Source organism: Streptomyces sp. NPDC004732 (assembly GCF_040609235.1).
Lineage (GTDB): Bacteria > Actinomycetota > Actinomycetes > Streptomycetales > Streptomycetaceae > Streptomyces.
This window is the reverse complement of the sequence record NZ_JBEXJR010000029.1, coordinates 1-21,422: the sequence shown is the minus strand read 5'-3', so window position 1 is coordinate 21,422 and position 21,422 is coordinate 1. Positions and strand designations below refer to the sequence as shown.

16 protein-coding genes are annotated in these 21,422 nt (G+C 73.4%); 2 read left to right on the top strand and 14 right to left on the bottom strand.

The features are described 5' to 3' along the window. Both ABZV77_RS42330 and ABZV77_RS42325 read right to left on the bottom strand, forming a co-directional pair. The coding region (locus tag ABZV77_RS42330) for an FAD-dependent monooxygenase (protein ID WP_356268688.1) at positions 1-1,378 on the bottom strand (1,378 nt) is incomplete at its 3' end. 1,373 nt (positions 1,379-2,751) lie between these two features. After that, positions 2,752-3,738, bottom strand: coding sequence for a polyprenyl synthetase family protein (locus ABZV77_RS42325; RefSeq protein ID WP_356268686.1), 987 nt, complete (start codon positions 3,736-3,738; stop codon positions 2,752-2,754). A 773-nt stretch (positions 3,739-4,511) separates the two neighbouring features. Between ABZV77_RS42325 and ABZV77_RS42320 the strand changes: the two genes are divergently transcribed. Both ABZV77_RS42320 and ABZV77_RS42315 read left to right on the top strand, forming a co-directional pair. Next, positions 4,512-5,138 (top strand): hypothetical protein, encoded by a 627-nt coding sequence (locus ABZV77_RS42320; protein WP_356268684.1) that lies wholly within the window; start codon positions 4,512-4,514, stop codon positions 5,136-5,138. Further along, on the top strand, positions 5,135-5,317 hold the full coding sequence (locus tag ABZV77_RS42315) for a hypothetical protein (protein WP_150163957.1): 183 nt from the start codon (positions 5,135-5,137) through the stop codon (positions 5,315-5,317). The genes ABZV77_RS42320 and ABZV77_RS42315 overlap by 4 nt, the downstream gene beginning before the upstream one ends. A 115-nt stretch (positions 5,318-5,432) precedes the next feature. On the opposite strand, the gene pcaB is transcribed toward ABZV77_RS42315, so the two are convergent. The 12 genes from pcaB to ABZV77_RS42255 form a co-directional block, all read right to left on the bottom strand. After that, positions 5,433-6,932, bottom strand: coding sequence for a 3-carboxy-cis,cis-muconate cycloisomerase (pcaB, locus tag ABZV77_RS42310; protein WP_356268682.1), 1,500 nt, complete (start codon positions 6,930-6,932; stop codon positions 5,433-5,435). Positions 6,933-7,138: 206 nt separating this feature from the next. Further along, the gene (locus ABZV77_RS42305) at positions 7,139-7,330 is read right to left on the bottom strand and encodes a hypothetical protein (RefSeq protein WP_356268680.1); all 192 of its coding nucleotides are present in this window, start codon (positions 7,328-7,330) and stop codon (positions 7,139-7,141) included. A gap of 413 nt (positions 7,331-7,743) precedes the next feature. Beyond that, positions 7,744-9,804: an FAD/NAD(P)-binding protein gene (locus tag ABZV77_RS42300; RefSeq protein ID WP_356268678.1), complete on the bottom strand. Its 2,061-nt coding sequence runs from the start codon at positions 9,802-9,804 to the stop codon at positions 7,744-7,746. Positions 9,805-10,121: 317 nt separating this feature from the next. Then, positions 10,122-10,274 carry a hypothetical protein gene (locus tag ABZV77_RS42295; RefSeq protein WP_356268676.1) on the bottom strand — a complete coding sequence of 51 codons (153 nt, stop codon included), beginning with the start codon at positions 10,272-10,274 and terminating at the stop codon, positions 10,122-10,124. 87 nt (positions 10,275-10,361) lie between these two features. Continuing rightward, complete coding sequence (gene mvk / locus ABZV77_RS42290; RefSeq protein WP_356268674.1) at positions 10,362-11,372, bottom strand: mevalonate kinase; 1,011 nt, start codon at positions 11,370-11,372, stop codon at positions 10,362-10,364. A 466-nt stretch (positions 11,373-11,838) separates the two neighbouring features. Further along, positions 11,839-13,362 (bottom strand): MFS transporter, encoded by a 1,524-nt coding sequence (locus tag ABZV77_RS42285; protein WP_356268673.1) that lies wholly within the window; start codon positions 13,360-13,362, stop codon positions 11,839-11,841. Between the two features lie 200 nt (positions 13,363-13,562). Continuing rightward, entirely contained in the window at positions 13,563-14,021 is a 459-nt protein-coding gene (locus tag ABZV77_RS42280; RefSeq protein WP_356268671.1) for a hypothetical protein, read from the bottom strand. 300 nt (positions 14,022-14,321) lie between these two features. Then, a complete protein-coding gene (locus ABZV77_RS42275; RefSeq protein WP_356268669.1) occupies positions 14,322-14,462 on the bottom strand; it encodes a hypothetical protein in 141 nt (46 codons plus the stop codon). Between the two features lie 39 nt (positions 14,463-14,501). After that, on the bottom strand, positions 14,502-15,965 hold the full coding sequence (gene ahcY, locus ABZV77_RS42270; protein WP_356268667.1) for an adenosylhomocysteinase: 1,464 nt from the start codon (positions 15,963-15,965) through the stop codon (positions 14,502-14,504). After that, the gene (gene metF, locus ABZV77_RS42265) at positions 15,943-16,848 is read right to left on the bottom strand and encodes a methylenetetrahydrofolate reductase [NAD(P)H] (RefSeq protein WP_356268666.1); all 906 of its coding nucleotides are present in this window, start codon (positions 16,846-16,848) and stop codon (positions 15,943-15,945) included. The genes ahcY and metF overlap by 23 nt, the downstream gene beginning before the upstream one ends. Continuing rightward, positions 16,845-20,351 carry a methionine synthase gene (gene metH, locus ABZV77_RS42260; RefSeq protein ID WP_356268664.1) on the bottom strand — a complete coding sequence of 1,169 codons (3,507 nt, stop codon included), beginning with the start codon at positions 20,349-20,351 and terminating at the stop codon, positions 16,845-16,847. The genes metF and metH overlap by 4 nt, the downstream gene beginning before the upstream one ends. Then, the gene (locus ABZV77_RS42255; protein WP_356268689.1) at positions 20,348-21,331 is read right to left on the bottom strand and encodes a carbohydrate kinase family protein; all 984 of its coding nucleotides are present in this window, start codon (positions 21,329-21,331) and stop codon (positions 20,348-20,350) included. Before ABZV77_RS42255 ends, metH begins: the two co-directional genes overlap by 4 nt. Positions 21,332-21,422 lie beyond the last annotated feature (91 nt).

Sequence of the window (21,422 nt, the reverse complement as noted above, 5' to 3'; positions counted from 1 at the left end):
ATATTTGCTGCTGCCGGTCTTCCTCGCCCTGACCACGCTGGGCAGCCTGGTCTGGAACTCCGTGCGGTTCGGTGGCGGCCTCGGCCGCGATGCGGGCGGTGACCCGCCGGGCGAGCCAGGCGCGCAGGCCGCGGGGCCGCTCCCGGCCGGGCCGCGCCGGATCGGCGGCGCCGGTGGTGCGCAGGTGGCGGGTGCTGGACTGCCAGGCGGGGGCCAGCCGGTGGGCCAGCGCGCGGCGCAGCCGGTAGGCCAGGCCGACCGTGGTGCCGTGGCCGCTGAGCATGTGGTCCAGGACCAGGGCGCCCTGCACGGCGAGCGTCATGCCCTGGCCGTGGGCGGGGTCCATGACGGCCAGGGCGTCGCCCACCACCAGGAACTGGTCGGGCCAGCGGCGCAGCTTCTCGTAGTGGCGCCAGCGGTTCTCGGTGGTGGTGCAGGCGTAGACCGGGCCGAGCGGGGTGGCGTGCTCGATGACGTCGCGCAGCAGCGGGTGGCGCAGCCGGCCCGCGGCGCGCAGCAGCCCGGCGTGGTCGGTGGGCGGCTGTTCACCGTCGCCGAAGGCGAGGGTGACCGCCCAGCGGCCGCCCTCGATGACGTTGAGGGTGCCCTGGCGGGGGTTGTCGGGCGAGGCCATCAGCAGCAGGCTCTGCCAGTCGGCGACGTGGCCGATGGGCGGGGCGAAGACGGTGGAGGCGTACGTGGTGCGGGCGCCCACCACCGTCTCGCGGGGCGGCTCGTAGCCGAGTTCGGCCAGCCAGTGGGGGGCGCGGGAGCCGCGTCCGGAGGCGTCCACCACGAAGTCGGCGGATATCAGGTGCCGCGGGCCCGGGCCGTCGGGGCCGGGCCGGGCGCGGCGGCGCGCCCAGACGCCGGTGACGGTGTCGTTGCGGTCGGGCTGCAGGCCCAGCACCTCGTAGCCCGACAGGAAGGACACCTTGGGCTCGGCGCGCAGCCGCTCGCGCAGCACCGCGTCGATCAGGTCGCGGGAGGCGCTGAGCATCGACAGGCCCGCGTCGAAGCGGGGCAGCCAGCCCGCGGGGCCGAGCACCAGGGCCTGCTGGGGCAGGCTCACACGGACCGCGCCGGCCCGCTCGAAGTCCTGCCCGATGCCGGGGAAGAGCTGCTCCAGGCCCTGCTGGGCGGTGGTGGTGAGGCTGTGGGTGTGCCGCGCCTGGGGCACCCCGCGGCGCCGGGCGGCGCCGGACGGCAGGCGGTCGCGCTCGATCACGGTGACGTGGTCCATGAAGTTGGCCAGGGCCCGCGCGGCGGTGAGCCCGGCGAGCCCCGAACCGATCACCACGGCATGCCCGCGGCTCTCGCTCCCCTCGCTCCCCTCGACCGCTCCGACGTCGTCGACGCCGTGTGCGTCCAGACTCATCCAGGCCGCCCTTCCGGTGCGTTCGTGGTTGCATCATGCGGCGTGCGTGCGCCCGTACGGCAGGATTTGCCCAACTGCCCGCCGCCGCCCGGCCGTCGGGATCCGGCCGCCCCACCCGCGCCCGCGGCCGCATCCGGACGGTGCGGCGAGGCCCGACATGCCTGGTGGGGCCGCATCCGCGGGCCCCGGGGCGGGGTGCGGCGCGGGGGCCGGAGGCGGTGCGGGGCGGGCCCGCTCCTCAAGCGGTCCTCGAGGTGGTTGCGACGGGGGCTGTGGCGGACGTCGAGCGGGGGCGGTGCGGTCTGCTCCCGCTGAGGGTGCCGGGCGGCCCGGCTCCCCCGGGGGCTGGAGCGGGGCCCCGGCGGGGGCTCGTTCGGGCGCGGGGCGGGCCCGGGGGGCTGCTCGGGGGCTGCGCGGGGGCGCCGGGGAGAGATCCGGAGAGGTCTCTGCGGGCCCTGGCAGGGCTTTTACCGGGTTCTTTGCGGGAGTTCGCCCGGCGGGGGCACCAAGGTGCGCGGGCCGCCGGGGTGTTGGGGCCGGCTGCCGCCGCGGCCCTGGGGCGGGTATCGCGGGGCCGCCGCGACGCCTCTCCCCCGCGCCCGCCCGGCGGCATCCGGGGGCGGCGACCCGCACCCGGCGGTCAACAGCAGCCCCAGCGCCGGGAGTTGACCGAAACCGGAGGCTGTCGAGGGGAGGGTGACCGGCAGGGAGGGCCGTCGGCCGGTGTGCGGGGCGGGTGTTCTGGCTTGCGTGCGGCTTTGGGGTGTACGGGGCGTACGCGGCCGGGGCGGCGGGTCCGGCCTCAGGGGCCGGGGGCGGGGCGGGTGTTCTGGCTTGCGTGCAGCCTTGGGGTGTACGCGGCCGGGGCGGCGGGTCCGGCCTCAGGGGCCGGGGGCGGGGCGGGTGTTCTGGCTTGCGTGCAGCCTTGGGGCGTACGCGGCCGGGGCGGCGGGTCCGGCCTCAGGGGCCGGGGGCGGGGCTCGGGCGCGCCGGGGCGGGCGGAGGAGCGGCGCTTGGTGCGCTGCGGGCGGGTGGATGGGCCCGGCGGGACCCCGGGCTGTGCCTCAGCTCTCCGCCTCATAGCGAACGTTGACCGGAGTTGGCGTACGGCCTTCGGCATCCCGGCCCGCGCCGCGCCTTGCCGCGCCGCCGGGACTGCGGGGCGCCCTGGCCCCGCTTGGCCTCGCGCCGCCCGGGGACGGTCCGGCGCGGTGGGCCGGGGCCGGGTGGGCCGGGGCCGGGGCGGCCGGGTGAGCCTGGGCCGGGTGGGCCTGGGCCGGGCCGGTCTGTGCTGCCCGGGCGGGGGTCGTGGTGGGCCCGGTGCCGTCTCCCCGGGTGTGGGACGGGGGCGGGGAGACGGCGCCGGGGTGGGGTCAGGTGTTGCGGTAGGCGACCTGTGTGGCCATCGCGGTCAGTTCGGTGCGCCATACCGGGTCGATGGGCACGTCGGCGATGGCGTCGCAGCCCTGTTCGACCAGGGCGGCGATGTGCTTTTCGACGTCGTCGGGGACGCCGGTGTCCACCAGGCGGCCGCGCACTTCGTCGGGGGTGTGGCCGGGCTGGGTGATCAGGCTGTGGATGCGTTCGTCGCGCTGCATCGCCCAGCCCAGGAGCAGGGTCATCTTGTGCTGCTGGAAGTCGAGCCCGGCGGGCTTGCCGGTGTGCGCGGAGTCGCCGAAGGCGTCCAGCAGGTCGTCGCGGAGCTGGAAGGCCTCGCCCACCGCCTCGCCGTACTTCTCGAAGGCGGGGGCGAGGTCGGCCCGGCCCGCCGCGCTCGCGCCGACGGCCAGGGGGCGGTGGATGGTGTAGTGGCCGGACTTGGCCAGGGCGATCCAGCGGGACAGCCGCGGGTCGACGGAGAACTCGGCGGCCGCGGTCATGTCCATGTACTGGCCGATCATCAGCTCCGAGCGGAGCTTGTTCCACACCGGCAGCACCGCGGGCGGCGCGGTGGCCATCAGCTGCTCGCAGTAGACCAGGGCCAGGTCGCCGACGAGGATGGCGACGCCCTCGCCGTAGCGGCGGGACTCGCCCTGCCAGGCGCGGGCGGCGTGCAGCGCGGAGTGGTGGGCGTGGACGGTGGGCAGGCCGCGCCGGTGGCTGGAGGCGTCGATGACGTCGTCGTGGATGAGGGCGGAGGCGTGCAGCATTTCCAGGGCGGCGGCGGCCGCCACCACGCCGGGGTCGCCGGGGTCGCCGTCGGCGGCGAGGTAGCCGGCGATGCAGAAGGCGGGGCGGATGCGTTTGCCGCCCGCCGCGACCAGTTCGGACAGCGCGTCGACGGCGCCGGCCGCGCGGTCGTTCACTTGGGTCCATAACTCGTGCTCGGCGGAGAGGAAGGCACCCAGGTGTCCTTCCATTCTCTCCAGCAGATCGTCGCGGGTGCGGCGCGCAGAGGCGGCCAATTCCTGGTCGGTTCCGATACAGGCCATTTCCATAGCCACAGCTTGTCCCTTGCGTTGAGGTCGAGCAGGGGGAGGTGTCACCGGGGCGGCCGGTGGGCCGCCGAGGGGGGCAGGGGTCGGGGCGCGGCGGGCTGCGGCGGGGTGGGGGGTGCCACGGCCGGGCGCCCGGCGGCGGGGTGGGCCGCCTGCGGGGCGCCGAGGGGGGGCGCGGGCCGGGGGGCGGTAAAGCGGGGTGCCATCCGTCCAAAGCGAAGCCTGAAGAATCCTAGAGTTCTCCTTTAGAAAAGAGGAATCTAAAATTCCCCTTTAGGGCAGATCGATTACGAAATGAAAAATTTACAACCGCTGGATTACCGCTCTCTTCCCGGTGGGGCGCACGTTGACACCCCCCGACCGCTCATGGAACTCTCCGAGTGCACCCATGGCAGCGACTGCGCGGCGGTGGGGCCTGGGGAGGCAACGGGGGGATGGATCGCACATGACAGCCGTATTCACTGGGCACAGCAGAGCCTGTGCCTATCGAGGCGGGTCTGAATTCTTTTGCGGGATTTCCTGAACGGGACCGTCCTGCCACCTCCCGGCGTCCTTTCAGAGGCCTTTGCCCGGGGCTCCGGTCACGCCCTTTTTCCCCAGGGTTCATCGATTCAGCCATTCACTGCAGCGTCCGGCACGGAAGATGTGCGTCTTCGTGCCTTCTGCGGGGTGCGTCAGCTCATGAAGGAGATTCAATGGAGTTTCACTCATGCCCCAGGAACCATGCCCGGGAAGTCCCTGTCGCCGCCGGCTCGGTCCTGTGCACCGGCTGCGTCGAGCAGCTGGAACGTAACCTGCGCACCCTTCCCGGCCTCCACCAGGAAGGACTGCACCACATTCTGTCGACGTCCCGGCGGCGGAACCCGACAAAGGTGTCGGGCAGCCGCAGGCGGGACCACCTGAACATCTCCGCCCTGGACGCCAGGAACAACATCCTCTCGATCCTGGAGTCGTGGTCCGGGTTCGTCGTGGAAAAGCTGGGGACCGCCGCCCCCGGGCGGTCCGTCCCGCATCTCGCATGCTTTTTGATACTCAACCTGGAATGGCTCATCACCCAGCCTCCGGCTGCCGAATTCGCCGATGAAGTCGAGAGCCTCCAGGTTGAATCGCTGCGCGCCATCGACCCGGATTCCGACGATGAGCATGCGCCGGTCATCGCATGTGTGATGGACGACTGCCCGGGCACCATCAACGCTTCGCCGCGCAATGCGCGGACCACGGCCCGGGGCAGTATCAGCTGTTCGTCGGGGCATTCCTGGGAAATGCGCGAACTGCTTACCATCCGGCATCTCATGGACCGGCAACGGAAGGACGCCGCATGAACCGACCGCCGCGCCACAGGCTCGTTCCCACCAATGTGGCCGCCCTGGCCACGGGGGTTTCCGAAGCGACCATCCGCAAGTGGGTGAGCCGGGGCAAGATAACCCGCTACGGCACACCAGGACGCTCACAGTTCGACATAGAAGAGCTCACGGAAATCGCTCTGCAGCGCCAGCGCTGAGCGGATTTCGTGAGCGTCCTCGCGCGGCCCTTCCGGGCCGTCTTCCGGTGGCCGCCGCCGGCACCCCCAGCCGCCCGGGGGGTGCCGGCGGCGGCCACCGCCGGTGCACGGCCGCTCAGGACGCACCCGGCAGCCCCGGCACGCCCGGCGGGGGTGCGGGGCGGGACAGGGCGCGCTCGGTCAGCGCGGCCGCCGCCCCGGTGTAGGCCTCGGGGGCGAACAGGTCGCCGCATCCGGCGCCGGTCAGCACGGCGGCCACCCGCGGGTCCTGGCCCAGGACCTCGGCCAGCGGCCGGCCGGTGCGCGCCGCCTCGGCGGAGGCCCCGTCGAGCAGGGCGCGGGCGGCGGCCTTGCCCAGCGGGGCGGCCAGCACCGCGGCGATCCGCTCGGAGACGATCTGGCCCCCGGTCAGGGCGGTGTTGGCGCGCATCCGGGCGGGGTCGACGGTCAGCTGCGACAGCAGCTCCGCCGCCTGGTGGGCCGCTCCCCCGGCCAGCCGCAGCAGGGCGCGCAGCGGCTCCCATTCGGCGTGCCAGGCACCGGCGGAGCGTTCGTCCTCGCTCAGCATGCAGCCCAGCACGCCCGCCGCGAGCTGCGGGGCCTGCAGCGCGGCGGAGCGGATGGCGGTGGCCAGCACGGGGTTGCGCTTGTGCGGCATCGCCGAGGAGGCGCCGCGGCCGGCGGGCGCCGGCTCGTGCACCTCGCCGACCTCGGTACGGGTCAGCGACAGCACATCGACGGCGATCTTGCCCAGTGCGGCGCAGGTGAACGCGGCGCCCTGGGCCAGGTCCGCCACCGGGGTGCGCAGCACGTGCCAGGGCAACAGCGGGGCGCGCAGCCCCAGTTCGGCCGCGAAGGCCTCGGTCAGGTCGTGGACGTAGGCGGCGGGGTCGGCGCCCGGGGCGTGTTCGAGGTAGCCGGCCAGGGTGCCGGCGGCCCCGCCGAGCTGGACGGGCCCGTCGGCCTCGAGGGCGGCGAGCCGGTCGGCCGCGTCCAGCACCAGATGGCGCCAGCCCGCCGCCTTGCAGCCGAAGGTGGTGGGTACCGCGTGCAGGGCCAGCGTGCGGCCGGCCATCAGGGTGTCGCGGTGGGTACGGGCCAGCGCGGCCAGCGCCTGCTCGGCGCGGTCCAGGTCGGCGCGGATCAGGCGCAGGGCCCGGCGGGCGACCAGCATGGCCGCGGTGTCGAAGATGTCCTGGCTGGTGGATCCGCGGTGCACGTAGGCGGCCGCATCCGCGTCGCGGGCGGCCACCAGCGCGGTGAACTCCCGGACCAGGGCCACCACCGGGTTGGCGGACTGGCGGGCCGCGGCGGCCAGCGCCACCAGGTCCAGGTCCTCGGCCCGCGCCGCCCGGGTGATCACCAGGGCGGCGGCCTCGGGCACCGTGCCCAGGCGGGCCTGGGCCCGGCTCAGGGCCGCCTCGGCATCGAGCATGGCCTGCAGCCACGCCTGATCGGACACCGCGTCCGCCACCGGCACATCGGCCCAGACCGGCGCGAGCAGCCCGGCCTCCAGCCGCACCGCGTCCGTACGCACGGTGTCCGGACGTGGCGTGTCCGGACGCGCAAGGTCCGGGCCGGGCGGCGGCGCGACGGGCTGGTGGTCAGTGGTCATGGGGTGCGGCTCCTTGTTCGGTACGACATCCGCCTGCGGCGTTCGGTACGGCGTCCGCCTGCGGCGCAACTCCCGCGCCCGGGACGGGTGGTTGCCGCCCGGCCGGGCGGGCGGCGGGGCGGCGGGCAGGGCGCCGGGGGGCACCCTTCCGGCGGGGCTCAGGACCCGGATCGGCTCCCGGCCCAGCCGGGCGGCGGGCCCACCGGTCAGCGGGCATGGACGACTCCGGCCGTCCTGGGCTCAGCACCCGCCCGGGGCCGGGTGGTTGCCGCCCGGCCGGGCGGCGGGGCGGTGGACAGGGCGCCCGCGGGCACCGGGGGCGCCTGGCTCCGGACGGGGCTCAGGACCCGGACCGGGTCCCGGACCGGCCGGGCGGCGGGCGGACGGTCAGCGGGCATGGACGACTCCGGCCGTCCTTGGTTCAACGCCCGCCCGGGGCCGGGCGGTTGCCGCTCCCCTCGGGCGGCAGGCGGGCGGTCAGCCGGTGGGCACGGGGAACAACTGGCCCCGGACGCCCAGCACCCGGTGCGGCGCTCGCCCCGGCCGGAGGGGCCCTGCCTCGCCGGGGGGGGGCGGCGCGGCAGAGACCGCCGGTGGGCACGGGTGAGACCGCGCCCCGGACCAGCAGCTGCCCCGTTCGGCTCCGGCCCTCCTGGACGAGCGTGTCGCCCCACCGGGCGGCGGCGCGGCAGACGGACAGCCGGACAGCCGGCCGGTAGGCACGGGTGGCCCCCTCCCCCGGCCGGGCGCCGGGTCCGGTGTCCACGGGCAGCGGTGGTGTCGTGGCGCGGGCGGGGTCCTGGGGCCGGGGTCAGCTTCCGCCCCGGCCGGGCAGGGCCGCCCGGCCGGGCGGCGGAGTGGCGGGGCGCGGGGGCGTCCCGGCCGGGTGGGTGCCCGGGGCCGGGGCGGCGTCGGCGGGGTGCCGGGTGGGGCGGGTCGTGCACTCCAGGGCCGCGCGGGCGATCGCGTCCGCGTCGGTGAGGGTCACCGAGTTGACGCCGGGGCGGATGCCCGCGGCCGTCACCCAGTGCACCGCCTCGGTGGGCACGCCGAAGGCGAAGCGGCGCGCGTGCGGGCGGCCCGCCGCGTCGATCAGGCGGAAGGGGCGCGCGGTGACGGCCAGCCCGTCGCTCTCGTAGGGGTCCGCGGCCGTGCGGATGCGGTAGGGGGCGCACTGGCCGGTGGCCAGCAGGTGCCGCAGCAGCCGGTCCCCGGTGCGGCGCAGCGTGATCGCGGGCAGCCGGGCCTCGACCACGGCGTCCACGCGCCGCGTGGAGCCGGGCACCAGCGGGGAGGTGACGGTGCAGCGGCCGGCGTGGAGGTCCACCCGCAGGCCGGGGCCGATCACGTCCAGCACCCCGGCCTCGATCAGCGCGGTCATCTCCTCCACCCGGCGGGCGGGCGGGCCGATCGACAGGTAGGCGTTGAGCGGGGTGTACCAGCCGTCCAGGTCGGCGCGGTGGGAGTCGCCGTCCAGGCCGCCGTGGTCGACCACCAGGCGGATCTCGTTGCGCAGGTCCCGCAGCACGTCCAGGGCCGCCTTCAGGGGCCCGTTCACGTTGCCCGCGCGGGCCTCGGCCACGTCCTGGCGCAGATGGTCCAGGAGCCAGCCGGTGAAGTCCTGCGGGCCGGTGAACTCCCGGTCGCGCCAGGGGCGGGCCAGCAGCTCCCAGTCCCAGCGGTCCTTCTCGCCGATGCCGTACGCCTCCAGCACCGCCGCCAGGTGCCCCGGCCCGGCCGGGGCGGCCAGGTAGGCGGCCTGCAGCTGCCCGGCCGGGAGCATCTCGCCGCGCGAGCGCAGCAGGGTGGCGTAGTAGACGGCCTCCACCTCCCGGGAGATCAGCGGCCACAGGTCGCGGGTGAAGTCCAGGCCGGTGCGGGCGTGGGTGCGGCGCAGCTCGGCGATGCGCCCGGGGGTGAGCAGCAGTGGTTCGTGGCGGCCGTGCGGGCCCTTCTCGTTCTCGCCGCGCGCCTGGTAGGGCACGCCGCGCCGCGATCCCGCATACAGCCGCGGCTCGCGGCCCGAGGCCCGGTAGCGCAGCCGGCCGCCGTGGCGGGTGAAGGTGCCGCCGCGGCCGGCGGTGAGCTGGGCCAGGTAGTCGAAGAAGTTCAGGCCCAGGCCGCGCAGCAGCACCCGGGCACCGGGGGCCAGCGCGTCCAGGTCCGCGTCGGCGGGGTTGGCCGGCGCCAGGTGGCGCAGGCCCGCGGCGCGGGCGGCGGCCGCGAAGGCCCGCTCCCCCTCGTCCGGATGGGCCGGCAGGTGGCCCTGGCACAGGATGACGGCGTCCAGCCCCGCCAGCACGGCTCCGTCCGCCAGCCGCACTTGCTGCCGCCGCCCGTCGGTGCCGGGGTCGTCGTCCAGCGCGACGGCCAGGCCGCGGTGGAAGGTGACGGTCACTCCGGCGGGCGCGCCGCGCACGATGCGCCGGCAGGCCCAGCGCAGGTAGTGGCCGTAAAAGGCGCGGGTGGGATAGGTGTCGGAGCCCAACGCGCGGGCCTGGGCCAGCACTTCGGCCGGATACCCGCCGCCCGCCTCGCCGCCCGCCTCCCTGTCGGCCTCGCCGTCGATCTCGCCGTCGGCCAGCGCACCGGCCCACTCGTGCAGGCTGGGCCCCGGCTCCAGCGGCCCGTGCAGGTCGACGCTGGCGTCGGTGAACACCGAGATCTGTCCGGCCACGGTGTTCATGAGCAGGTGCGGGGACTGGTCGGTGCGCCACACCCGCCCCGGCCCGGGCGGGCAGGGGTCGATCACATGGACGTGGACGGTGCGGTCCTGCGGCTGCAGGCGGGCGTTGGCGCACAGGCGCTCGAGTACGGACAGGCCGCGCGGTCCGGCACCTACCACGCACACCGTGCGAGGGCTCGCTGTCATGTCTACCGTTTCTGCTGGGTCACGAGGCGGGGCGAGGACCGCGGACGCAGCAGGACCGGCCGCGGTGGGCGGCGGCGCTGCGTCGGGTCCGGGCGCACGCTGCCCCACCGGCCCGGGAGAGTCCTCGACCGGGCGGCGGCCCCTGCCCGTTGCGCCGGGGGGCGGCAGGGCATGGGGGTACGGCGGCGCGTGCGGGAAGGAAATGCGTGCGGGTGGCGGGGGCTCTGGCGGCGGGCGTGGTGCCGCGCCGCGGGTGCTCCCCTCGCGTCCCTCCTGCGCCGTCCGTCAGCCGCTGTCGCGGGGCGGGCGGTAGCCGTTCACCATGCGCGCCGGGGCGAACCCGCGGCCGGGCGGCCGCCTCCGACATCCGTCAGCAGAAACAGGATCGGGGTGTGCTCGTGGCGGGCGAGAGCCCGGGCGGGCACAGCGGGGCCGGTGCCGGGGCCGTCCGGGATGCTGGTGGCGCTCATGTGCCTGCTCCTCTCACCGAGTTGTGTGCGGATACTGCCCAAGTGGTGCGGGGCGGTGCGGGATGGTGCTCTCCGGGCGGGGCGGGGTCAGGCGCCCTGGCCGGTGCGGGCCGTCAGCGGCAGCACCCAGGTCTGCTGGGCGCCGGCCGCATGAAGGCTGCGGGTGACGGCACCGGCCTGGTCGGAGGAGGTCAGTGCGATCATGCAGCCGCCCAGCCCGCCCCCGGTGATCTTGGCGCCGAGGCCGCCCGCGGCCAGCGCCGCCTCGACCAGGGCGTCGATGCGCGCGGTGCTCAGCCGGGCCTCGCGCAGCAGGTGGTGACAGGCCGTCAGGTAGGGGCCGAGTTCTTCGAGGTCGTCCTGGGCCAGGGCGCGGCGGGCCCGGTCGGTGAGCTGGGTGGCGCGGCGCACGAAGTGTTCCCGGCTGCCGGGGTGGCGCTGGAAGCCCTCGCGCAGCAGGGTCACCGCGTCCTTGGTGCGGCCCACTTCGCCGCTGTCGGCGATGATGAACAGCCCTTCGCAGCCCACGGGCAGCTCCTGGGCGTGGCCCTGCTGGAACAGCAGGGGGCCGGGCGCGCCGACCGCGGTGGCGTCGACGCCGCTGGCGCGGCCGTGGGCCACGTTCTCGGCGCTCTGCACCAGGTCGAACACCGCCTGTTCGGTGACCTCGCGGCCGAAGAGGTCGGCCAGCGCGAGGACCACGGCGCGGGCGCAGGCGGCGCTGGAGCCAAGGCCCCGGCCGGGCGGGATCGCGCAGTCCAGGATCACCTCCAGGTGCACGTCCTCGGCCACGTCCATGGCGGTGCGGAACTCCGCGGTCAGCTGCCGCAGTCCGTCGGAGGCCTGGGTGGCCACCGGCCGGGACGGGGAGCCGGTCATCGTCAGGGACACCCCGCCGGGGCCGGCGGGGCCGGCCGCGGACCAGCCGGCGCTCGCGGTGACCGCGAGCTGGGGCACCGGCAGCGCCAGGGCGGGCGCCCCGTACACCACGGCGTGCTCGCCCAGCAGGATGGTCTTGGCGTGCGCGCGGCCGACGCCGACCGTGCGGGCCCGGCGCACGGGGGCGGCGCCCCGGGCCGGGGCCGGTGGTGTGGTCAACGCGCTCAGCTCCCCTGGTGTTTTCCGCATGGAGATCGCATCGTCCAGACTTCTCGGAAGGAATGAGGCAGGAGTTTCGGGGCGGCCTTTTCGCGGCGAACGGCCCCGCCGTGCCGGGAAATCACGAGCGAACTCGTACGCAAGTACGCAATCGTCTCACCGGGCAGGATTCACGAGGGCTCCCGATCCCAATCCCCCGCCGCTGTAATGCTTTTGGGCAGGGTGGATGCACTGGAATAGTGACACGTGGGGCGACTCCGCGCCTAGAGCGCCCCGGGGTGGTGTGGGTCACGTAACCGTAAAGGCCGTGCCACAGTTCCCGGAAAAGGCCCCCGCCGCCCCGACACGTTGTGCGGGCGCACCGGTTGACGGGCCGCGGGCCGGACACACGGCACCGCCCCCGGGGAAAATCCCGGGGGCGGTGCGGGCAGGACCGTGCGGTCAGCTGCCGGGGGGTGTCACGGGGTCAGGAGGAGACACCGGCGGCGGACTTGCCCGCGGCCTCGTCGGTCTCCTCCGCCTCGGCCTCGGCCAGCACGTTGCGCGGTACGGCGTCCACCTTCTGCATCAGCGCGATGACCAGGACCGCGGCGACGGCCACCAGGATGGCGCCGACCTGGAAGGCCCGCGAGGTGCCGTCGGACTGCGCGACCGTGGGGATGACGCCGTCCCCGATGTGGTCGGTGGTGTAGCGGATGGCCAGCGGCACCAGGGTGGCCAGGCCGAGCGCGCCGCCGATCTGCTGCATGGCGGTCTGCACGCCGGAGGCCAGGCCGGAGTCCTTGCCGGTGACCTGGTAGAGCGCACCGTTGACCAGGGCCGGGTAGCACATGGCGCTGAACAGGCCGAACACGATCATGCCGGGCAGGACGCCGCTGACGTAGGAGGAGTCGGACTCCAGGGTGGAGGCGACGACCAGGCCGCCGGCGGCACCGAGGAAGCCGATGGCCAGGACCGCCTTGACGCCGATGCGGGGCATCAGCGCGGAGGCCGCGCCCATGCCGGCGCCCATCGCGAAGGCCAGCGGCACCACGGCCATGCCCGACTTGATCGGCGTGTACTTGAGGACGTCCTGCATGTACATGATGAGCAGGAAGGCGTAGCAGTGGAAGCTGGCCAGCAGGGCCAGGGTCACGACGTTGGAGGTGACCCGGGTGCGGTTGGTGAAGAAGCGGATGGGCACCATCGGGTCGGCGGTGCGCGTCTCCCAGAGGGCCGCCAGGAGCAGCAGGCCGATGCCGCCGAGCAGCGGGATCAGCACGGTGGAGGAGCTCCAGTCGTGGTCGGCGGCCTTGATCAGGCCGTACACGACCGCGACGAGACCGCCGGTGATGGACAGCGCGCCGACGACGTCGACGTGGCGGCCCTCGCGCTCCATGCGGCTCTCGGGCATGACCTTGGGCACCAGGATCAGCGCGGCCACCGCGATGGGGATGTTGATGTAGAAGATCCAGCGCCAGTCGACGTACTCGGTCAGGGCGCCGGAGACGACCGACCCGATCACGCCGCCCAGGGCGGCGGTGCCGCCCCAGACGCCGAGCGCCTTCATGCGCTCACGGGCGTCGGGGAAGAGCACGGGGATCATGCCCAGTGCGGCCGGGCCGCACAGCGCTTCGCCCAGCCCCTGCACGAAGCGGCTGGAGACCAGCATCCCGGAGGACATCGCGGCGCCGCAGGTGGCCGAGGCGACACCGAAGAAGATGACGCCGACCATGAAGATCTTGCGCCGGCCGTACATGTCGGCCAATCGCCCGCCCAGCAGCAGGAATCCGCCGGCCATCAGCACATAGCCGTTGATGACCCACGCGAGATCGCCTTCGGTGGAGAAGGTCAGATCGCTCCTGATCTCGGGAAGCGCGACGAGCACAATCGTGACGTCCATGACGAGCATGAACTGAATGGCGGCCAGAATGCCTAGCGCTTTCCAACGCCGCGGGTCGCCGACGGGGGCTTCCGCCCCGCCCGTGGACTCTTTGTCGAGAGTACTCATGGCCTGATTACTTCCTCCGAATAAGTGCGACCCAAGAAGGCCGTCCGCGCGGACATTCCGGCCGGCGCCGGTGAGTGGCCCGCGCCCGCGGTGCGCGGGTTGGCGCCGTCTCCACCGGTACGACGACACAGCCCTCCGGAATGTGAGGGGGGAGTTCCCGGTTCCGGGGCCGCCAGGGGGGCGGGGTGGTGCGGGCGGGGCTAGCCGACCAGGTAGCGCTGGATGGTGGGTGAGACGAGGGCGACGACCTCGTCGACCGATGCGGAGGCGATCGGCTCCAGTTTCACGACGTAGCGCAGCACGGCCACGCCCCATACCTGGGCCTGGGCCGCGTTGATGTTCATCGGGGGCACGCCGAGCGCCTTGGCGACCTCGTCGAAGTCCTTGGCGGGCTCGTCGAGGGAGGCGGCCAGCTGCTGGAAGATCTGGCGGGACATGAAGTCCCGCATCCGGGCGGCGCCCTGCTCGTCGGCGAAGACGGCGCTGAAGGCGCCCAGGAGCTGCGGCCGGGCCTGGGGATCTTCCCATTTGGTCAGGGCGGCCCGCAGCAGGCCCTCGGCCAGCTGGGCGCGTTCGCCGGTGAGCGAGGCCGCGCCGGCCTCGGCGAGGGCGTCCCCGATGTCGCTCAGGGCGTGGGGGCCTTCGGCGGCTGTGGACATCGCTCCTCCTCGTGAACTGGGGCCCGCGCTCTGGGTGTCGGGCCCCGGTCGGACGTGCGGTGGTGCCAGTGGTGCTGGTGCGGCGGGTGGTGTGGGTGGCCGGGCGGCGGGGCGCGGCGCGGCCATCGTCGCCCATGGCCGCTCTTGGGCCGCTCAATGTCCGCTCGAACCGGCCGGGGGCGCTGCGGGTGGCGCGATCCGTGCGGGCCGGGGGCCCGATCCGCCCCCGTGCCCGGCGCAGGGGGGGGTGCACTGCCGCCGGGGCCGGGCCGGTTGGGGCCCGGGCCCCGGCGGCGGGGGTCAGTCGATGCCGCGCACGACGTTGGGCTCCCAGGTGTCGTCCTCGTCGATGCCGGCGAGCCGGAGCGGCGGGGTGCCCGGAACGGCCAGGGCCAGGCCCGGTCCGGGCGGCCTGGTGTCCTCCTCTTCGGTGTCGTGCACGTGCTCCTCCTGTTCCGGCGGGCCGGGGGCCGGTCCGTGTCAGTAGCGGTAGTGGTCGGGCTTGAAGGGGCCCTGGACCTCGACGCCGATGTAGGCGGCCTGCTCCGCGCTCAGCGTGGTCAGCTTCACGCCGAGCGAATCGAGGTGGAGGCGGGCGACCTTCTCGTCCAGGTGCTTGGGCAGCACATAGACGTCGGTGGGGTACTCCTCCTGCTTGGTGAACAGCTCGATCTGGGCCAGCGTCTGGTCCGCGAACGAGTTCGACATCACGAACGAGGGGTGGCCGGTCGCGTTGCCCAGGTTCAGCAGGCGGCCCTCGGACAGCACGATCAGCACCTTGCCGTCCGGGTGCGTCCAGGTGTGGACCTGCGGCTTGACCTCGTCCTTGACGATGCCCGGCAGCTGCGCGAGACCGGCCATGTCGATCTCGTTGTCGAAGTGGCCGATGTTGCCCACGATCGCCTGGTGCTTCATCTTGGCCATGTCCGCGGCCATGATGATGTCCTTGTTGCCGGTCGTGGTGACGAAGATGTCGGCCGTCTCCACGACCTCGGCCAGCGTGGTGACCTGGTAGCCGTCCATCGCCGCCTGCAGCGCGCAGATCGGGTCGATCTCCGTGATGATCACGCGGGCGCCCTGGCCGCGCAGCGACTCCGCGCAGCCCTTGCCCACATCGCCGTAGCCGCAGATCACCGCGGTCTTGCCGCCGATCAGGACGTCGGTGGCGCGGTTGATGCCGTCCACCAGCGAGTGCCGGCAGCCGTACTTGTTGTCGAACTTCGACTTGGTCACCGCGTCGTTCACGTTGATCGCCGGGAACAGCAGCTGGCCGTCCCGCTGCATCTCATACAGCCGGTGGACGCCGGTGGTGGTCTCCTCGGTCACCCCGCGGATCTCCGAGGCGAGCTGGGTCCACTTCTGCGAGCCCTCGGTGATGGTGCGGTTCAGCAGCTGCAGGATGACGCGGTGCTCGTCGTTCTCGGCCGTCTCGACCGCGGGGACCTTGCCCGCCTTCTCGTACTCGACGCCCTTGTGCACCAGGAGGGTGGCGTCGCCGCCGTCGTCCAGGATCATGTTCGGGCCGCCGGTGGGGGTGTTCGGCCAGGTCAGCGCCTGCTCCGTGCACCACCAGTACTCCTCCAGGGACTCGCCCTTCCAGGCGAAGACCGGGATGCCCTGCGGGTCGTCCGGGGTGCCGTTGGGGCCCACCGCGATGGCGGCGGCCGCGTGGTCCTGGGTGGAGAAGATGTTGCAGGACACCCAGCGGACCTCGGCGCCCAGCGCCACCAGCGTCTCGATGAGGACGGCGGTCTGCACCGTCATGTGCAGGGAACCCATGATGCGGGCGCCGGCCAGCGGCTGCGCGGCCGCGAACTCCTTGCGGATCGACATCAGACCGGGCATCTCGTGCTCGGCCAGGGTGATCTCCTTACGGCCGAAGGCCGCCAGGGACAGGTCGGCGACCTTGAAGTCCTGGCCGTCAGTGGTGGGCTGCGAGGTCATGCGGGGTACTCCTTGAGTTCGTTACGTTGCGGTGGATCTCGAGCGTCGCCGTCGAGCGGTTGAGGGTGATGTAGTGCAGTCCGGGGGCGCCTTCGGCCAGCAGCTGCTGGGCCATCGCGGTGGCGTGCTCGACGCCGATGCGGTGTCCCTCGGCGGGGTCCTCGCGGGCGGCGTCCAGGCGGTGGGCCAGGTGTTCGGGGAAGGCGGCGCCGCTGAGTTCGGCGAACCGGCTGATCTGGCGCACGTCGGTGGCCGGCATGATCTCCGGGATGATCGGGGTGTCGCAGCCCGCGGCGTGCACCTTCTCGCGCAGCCGCAGGTAGTCCTCGACCCGGAAGAACATCTGGGTGATGGCGTAGTCGGCGCCGGCCCGGCACTTGGCGACGAAGTGCTTGATGTCGCTGGGCCAGTCGGTGGAGCGCGGGTGGCGTTCGGGGAAGGCGGCCACGCCGACGCTGAACTCCCCCGACTCCTTGACCAGGCGCACCAGTTCGTGGGCGTGGGTGAAGCCGTCGGGGTGGGCGATCCAGGGGGCGTTGGGGTCGCCGGGCGGGTCGCCGCGGACCACCAGGACGTCGCGGACCCCGGCGTCGGCGTACTGGCCGATGATGTGGCGCAGTTCGGCCACCGAGTGGCCGACCGCGGTCAGGTGGGCGACGGGGCGCAGCGTCGTCTCGGCGGCGATGCGTTTGGTGACCTCCACGGTGCGGTCCCGGGAGGAGCCGCCGGCGCCGTAGGTGACCGACACGAAGGTGGGGGCGAGGGTTTCGATGCGGCGGATGGCCTTCCACAGGGAGCGGGCCGCGGCGTCGCTCTTGGGCGGGAAGAACTCGAAGGAGAAGCTGGGGGTGTCCTTCTCGATCAGGTCGCGCAGGGCGGTCATGGCCGGCCTCCGGCGTTGAAGTAGCTGGCCTGGGGGTGGTGCAGGACGATGGCGTCGGTGGACTGCTCGGGGTGGAGCTGGAACTCCTCGGAGAGCTGTACGCCGATCCGTTCGGGCTGCAGGAGGGCGGCGATCTTGGCGCGGTCGGCCAGGTCGGGGCAGGCCGGGTAGCCCAGGGAGTAGCGGCAGCCCTGGTATTCGGTGCGGAACATGCCCTCGGGGGTGTCCGGGTCGCCGGCCGCGATGCCGAGCTCGGCGCGCACCCGGGCGTGCCAGTACTCGGCGAGGGCCTCGGCCAACTGGACGGACAGGCCGTGCAGTTCGAGGTAGTCGCGGTAGGAGTCGGCGGCGAACAGCTCGGCGGTGGCCTCCCCGATCTTCGAGCCGACGGTGACGACCTGGAGGCCGACGACGTCGGTCTCGCCGGATTCCTCGGGGCGGAAGAAGTCCGCCAGGCACAACCGGCGCCCGCGCGGCTGGCGGGGGAAGGTGAAGCGGGTGTGTTCGGCGCCGGTCTCGTCGAGCAGGATCAGGTCGTCGCCCTTGGACACGCAGCGGAAGTAGCCGTGCACGACGGCCGCTTCCAGCAGGTTCTTGGTCTGCAGCTCGTCCAGGAGGCCGCGCAGGCGGGGGCGGCCCTCGGTCTCGACCAGCTCCTCATACGTCGGTCCGGCGCCGGTACGGGCCTGCTTGAGGCCCCACTGGCCCTTGAACAGGGCGGCCTCGTCCAGCCAGGAGGCGTACTCCTTGAGCTGGATGCCCTTGATGACGCGGGTGCCCCAGAACGGCGGGGCGGGCACGGGGGTGTCGGTGGCGACGTCGGAGCGGGCGGGCCGGCCGGGCTCGTCGGCCTCCAGGACGGCGGTGGCCGCCTTGCTGGGCACGCGGCGCTGCTTGAGTTCGGGCAGGGTGGCGCCGGGCACGCCGCGCTTGACCGCGATCAGGGCGTCCATCAGGCGCAGGCCCTCGAACGCGTCGCGGGCGTAGCGCACTTCGCCCTCGTAGATCTCGTGCAGGTCCTGCTCGACGTAGGCGCGGGTGAGGGCGGCGCCGCCCAGGATCACCGGGAAGTCGGCGGCCATCTTGCGCTGGTTGAGCTCCTGAAGGTTCTCCTTCATGATCACCGTGGACTTCACCAGCAGCCCCGACATGCCGATCACATCGGCGCGGTGCTCCTCGGCGGCGTCCAGGATCGCCGCGACCGGCTGCTTGATCCCCAGATTGACGACGTTGTAGCCGTTGTTGGACAAGATGATGTCGACGAGGTTCTTGCCGATGTCATGCACGTCGCCGCGGACCGTGGCCAGCACGATGGTGCCCTTGCCCTCGGAGTCCGACTTCTCCATGTGCGGCTCCAGATGCGCCACCGCGGTCTTCATCACCTCGGCGGACTGCAGCACGAACGGCAGCTGCATCTGGCCCGAGCCGAACAGCTCCCCGACGACCTTCATGCCCTCCAGCAGCGTGTTGTTGACGATGTCCAGAGCCGGGGTATCCGCCAGCGCCTCGTCCAGGTCGGCCTCCAGGCCGTTCTTCTCCCCGTCGATGATGCGCCGCTGCAACCGCTCCTCCAGCGGCAGCGCCAGCAGCTCCTCCGCCTTGCCCGCCTTCATCGACTTCATGTTGACGCCCTCGAAGAGCTCCATGAGCTTCTGCAGCGGGTCGTAGCCTTCGGCGCGGCGGTCGTAGATGAGGTCGCGGGCGACGGTGACCTGTTCGTCGTCGAACCGGGCGATCGGCAGGATCTTGGAGGCGTGCACGATCGCGGAGTCCAGGCCTGCCTTGACGCACTCGTCCAGGAAGACGGAGTTGAGCAGGACGCGGGCGGCCGGGTTGAGGCCGAAGGAGATGTTGGACAGCCCCAGCGTGGTCTGCACGTCGGGGTGGCGGCGCTTGAGCTCGCGGATCGCCTCGATGGTGGCGATGCCGTCGCCGCGGGATTCCTCCTGGCCGGTGCAGATGGTGAAGGTCAGCGTGTCGATCAGCAGGTCCGACTCGTGGATGCCCCAGTTGCCGGTCAGATCGGCGATCAGGCGCTGGGCGATGGCGACCTTGTGCTCGACGGTGCGGGCCTGGCCCTCCTCGTCGATGGTCAGCGCGATCAGCGCCGCACCATGCTCCTTGGCCAGCGCCGTCACCTTGGTGAAGCGGGACTCGGGGCCGTCGCCGTCCTCGTAGTTGACCGAGTTGATGACCGCCCGGCCGCCCAGCTTCTCCAGCCCGGCCTGCAGCACCGGCAATTCCGTGGAGTCCAGCACGATCGGCAGCGTCGAGGCGGTCGCGAACCGCCCGGCCAGCTCCGCCATGTCGGCCACCCCGTCCCGGCCCACATAGTCCACGCACAGGTCGAGCATGTGCGCGCCCTCGCGGATCTGGTCGCGGGCCATCTCCACACAGTCGTCCCAGCGGCCCTCCAGCATCGCCTCCCGGAACTTCTTGGACCCGTTGGCGTTGGTGCGCTCCCCGATCGCCATATAGGCGGTGTCCTGACGGAACGGCACCGTCTGGTAGAGCGAGGCGGCCCCCGGCTCCGGACGCGGCGTGCGCGCGGGCGCCTCCACGCCCCGGACCCGCTCGACCACCTGGCGCAGGTGCTCCGGGGTGGTGCCGCAGCAGCCGCCCACCAGGGAGAGGCCGTAGTCGCGGACGAAGTTCTCCTGCGCGTCGGCCAGTCCGGCCGGGTCCAGGGGGAAGTGCGCGCCGTGTTTGGTCAGCACCGGCAGGCCCGCGTTGGGCATGCACAGCAGCGGGATGCGGGAGTGGCGGGCCAGGTAGCGCAGGTGCTCGGTCATCTCGGCCGGGCCGGTGGAGCAGTTCAGGCCGATCATGTCGATGCCCAGCGGCTCCAGCACGGTCAGGGCGGCGCCGATCTCCGAGCCCAGGAGCATGGTGCCGGTCGTCTCGAAGGCCAGGGAGCACACCAGCGGCAGGTCCAGGCCGATGGCGTCCAGGGCGCGGCGGGCGCCGAGCACGGAGGCCTTGGTCTGCAGCAGGTCCTGGGTGGTCTCCACGATCAGCAGGTCGGCGCCGCCGGCGATGAGGCCTTCGGCGTTGGCCTGGAAGCCGTCGCGCAGGGTGGCGAAGTCGGTGTGGCCCAGGGTGGGCAGTTTGGTGCCGGGGCCGATCGAGCCGAGGACCCAGCGCTGGCGGCCGTCGCCGGTGGCGAAGTCGTCGGCGACCTCGCGGGCGATGCGGGCGCCGGCCTGGGAGAGTTCGAAGATCCGCTCGGGGATGTCGTACTCCCCCAGGGCGGCGTGGTTGGCGCCGAAGGTGTTGGTCTCCACGCAGTCCACGCCGGCCGCGAAGTACTCCTGGTGCACGGAGCGGACGATGTCGGGGCGGGTGACGTTCAGGATCTCGTTGCAGCCCTCGAGCTGCTGGAAGTCCTCCAGGGTGGGGTCCTGGTCCTGGAGCATGGTGCCCATCGCGCCGTCGGCCACCACCACCCGGGTGGCCAGGGCCGCGCGGAGGGCGGCGGCGCGCTGGTGCGGTGCGGTGCTCACGAGGCCCCCGCGATCCGCGCCTCCAGGACGCGGGCCGCGCTCGCCCCGTAGGTCTGGTCGATGCGGGCGATCAGGTCGGCGGGGATGAGCTTGTACTCCTGGGTGCCGACCGATTCCAGGACGGTGGTGGCCAGGGCGCAGCCGAGCTGGGCGGCGCGTTCGTGGGGCAGTTCCCATACGGTGCCGGCCAGGAAGCCGGAGCGGAAGGCGTCGCCGGCCCCGGTGGGGTCGGCGATCTTGTCGGTGGGGACGGCGGGCACGGGCAGCGGCGGGCAGCCGGCGCGGGCCAGGGAGACGCCGCCGGCGCCCAGGGTGGTGATCCAGGTGCCGACCCGCTCCAGGAGCTGTTGTTCGCTCCAGCCGGTGCGTTCCAGCAGCAGTGCGGCCTCGTATTCGTTGGTGAACAGCCAGCGGGCGCCGTCGACGAGCTGGCGGGCCTGTTCGCCGTCGAGGCGGGCCAGTTGCTGGGAGGGGTCGGCGGCGACGGGGATGCCCAGGCGGTGGGCGGTGGCGGTGTGCCGCAGCATGGCGGCGGGGTCGTCCGCGCCGATCAGGACGAGGGCGGGGGTGCCGGTGCGGGCGGTGACGGCGGCCAGGTCGATGTGGGCGGCCTCGGCCATGGCGCCGGCGTAGAAGGTGGCGATCTGGTTCTGGTCCTGGTCGGTGGTGCACACGAAGCGTGCGGTGTGCAGGGTGTCGCTGACCTGGACGGCGCTGGTGTCCACGCCGTGGGCATCCAGCCAGGTGGCGTACTCGGCGAAGTCCAGGCCGGCCGCGCCGATCAGGATCGGGTCCAGGTCCAGCAGGCCCAGGCCGAAGGCGATGTTGGCGGCGACGCCGCCGCGGCGCACCTCCAGGCGGTCGGCGAGGAAGGACAAGGAGACCCGCTCCAGCTGTTCCTTGAGCAGCTGTTCGGCGAAGCGTCCGGGAAAGACCATCAGGTGGTCGGTCGCTATCGATCCGGTCACGGCGATACGCACGGAAAGGCACTCCTTGAAGCTGGGGTTCGGCGGTGGGGCGGCGCGCGGGAGGGGCCCGGGGCCCGCCGGGCGGCGGGCGGGGCGGCGCGGG

Coding starts and splice junctions, on each gene's coding strand:
- ABZV77_RS42325 (WP_356268686.1), bottom strand. CDS start 3,738: ATGGAAGGACACCTGGGTGCCTTCCTCTCCGCCGAGCACGAGTTATGG.
- ABZV77_RS42320 (WP_356268684.1), top strand. CDS start 4,512: ATGGAGTTTCACTCATGCCCCAGGAACCATGCCCGGGAAGTCCCTGTC.
- ABZV77_RS42315 (WP_150163957.1), top strand. CDS start 5,135: ATGAACCGACCGCCGCGCCACAGGCTCGTTCCCACCAATGTGGCCGCC.
- pcaB (WP_356268682.1), bottom strand. CDS start 6,932: ATGACCACTGACCACCAGCCCGTCGCGCCGCCGCCCGGCCCGGACCTT.
- ABZV77_RS42305 (WP_356268680.1), bottom strand. CDS start 7,330: ATGCCCGCTGACCGTCCGCCCGCCGCCCGGCCGGTCCGGGACCCGGTC.
- ABZV77_RS42300 (WP_356268678.1), bottom strand. CDS start 9,804: ATGACAGCGAGCCCTCGCACGGTGTGCGTGGTAGGTGCCGGACCGCGC.
- ABZV77_RS42295 (WP_356268676.1), bottom strand. CDS start 10,274: ATGAGCGCCACCAGCATCCCGGACGGCCCCGGCACCGGCCCCGCTGTG.
- ABZV77_RS42285 (WP_356268673.1), bottom strand. CDS start 13,362: ATGAGTACTCTCGACAAAGAGTCCACGGGCGGGGCGGAAGCCCCCGTC.
- ABZV77_RS42280 (WP_356268671.1), bottom strand. CDS start 14,021: ATGTCCACAGCCGCCGAAGGCCCCCACGCCCTGAGCGACATCGGGGAC.
- ahcY (WP_356268667.1), bottom strand. CDS start 15,965: ATGACCTCGCAGCCCACCACTGACGGCCAGGACTTCAAGGTCGCCGAC.
- metF (WP_356268666.1), bottom strand. CDS start 16,848: ATGACCGCCCTGCGCGACCTGATCGAGAAGGACACCCCCAGCTTCTCC.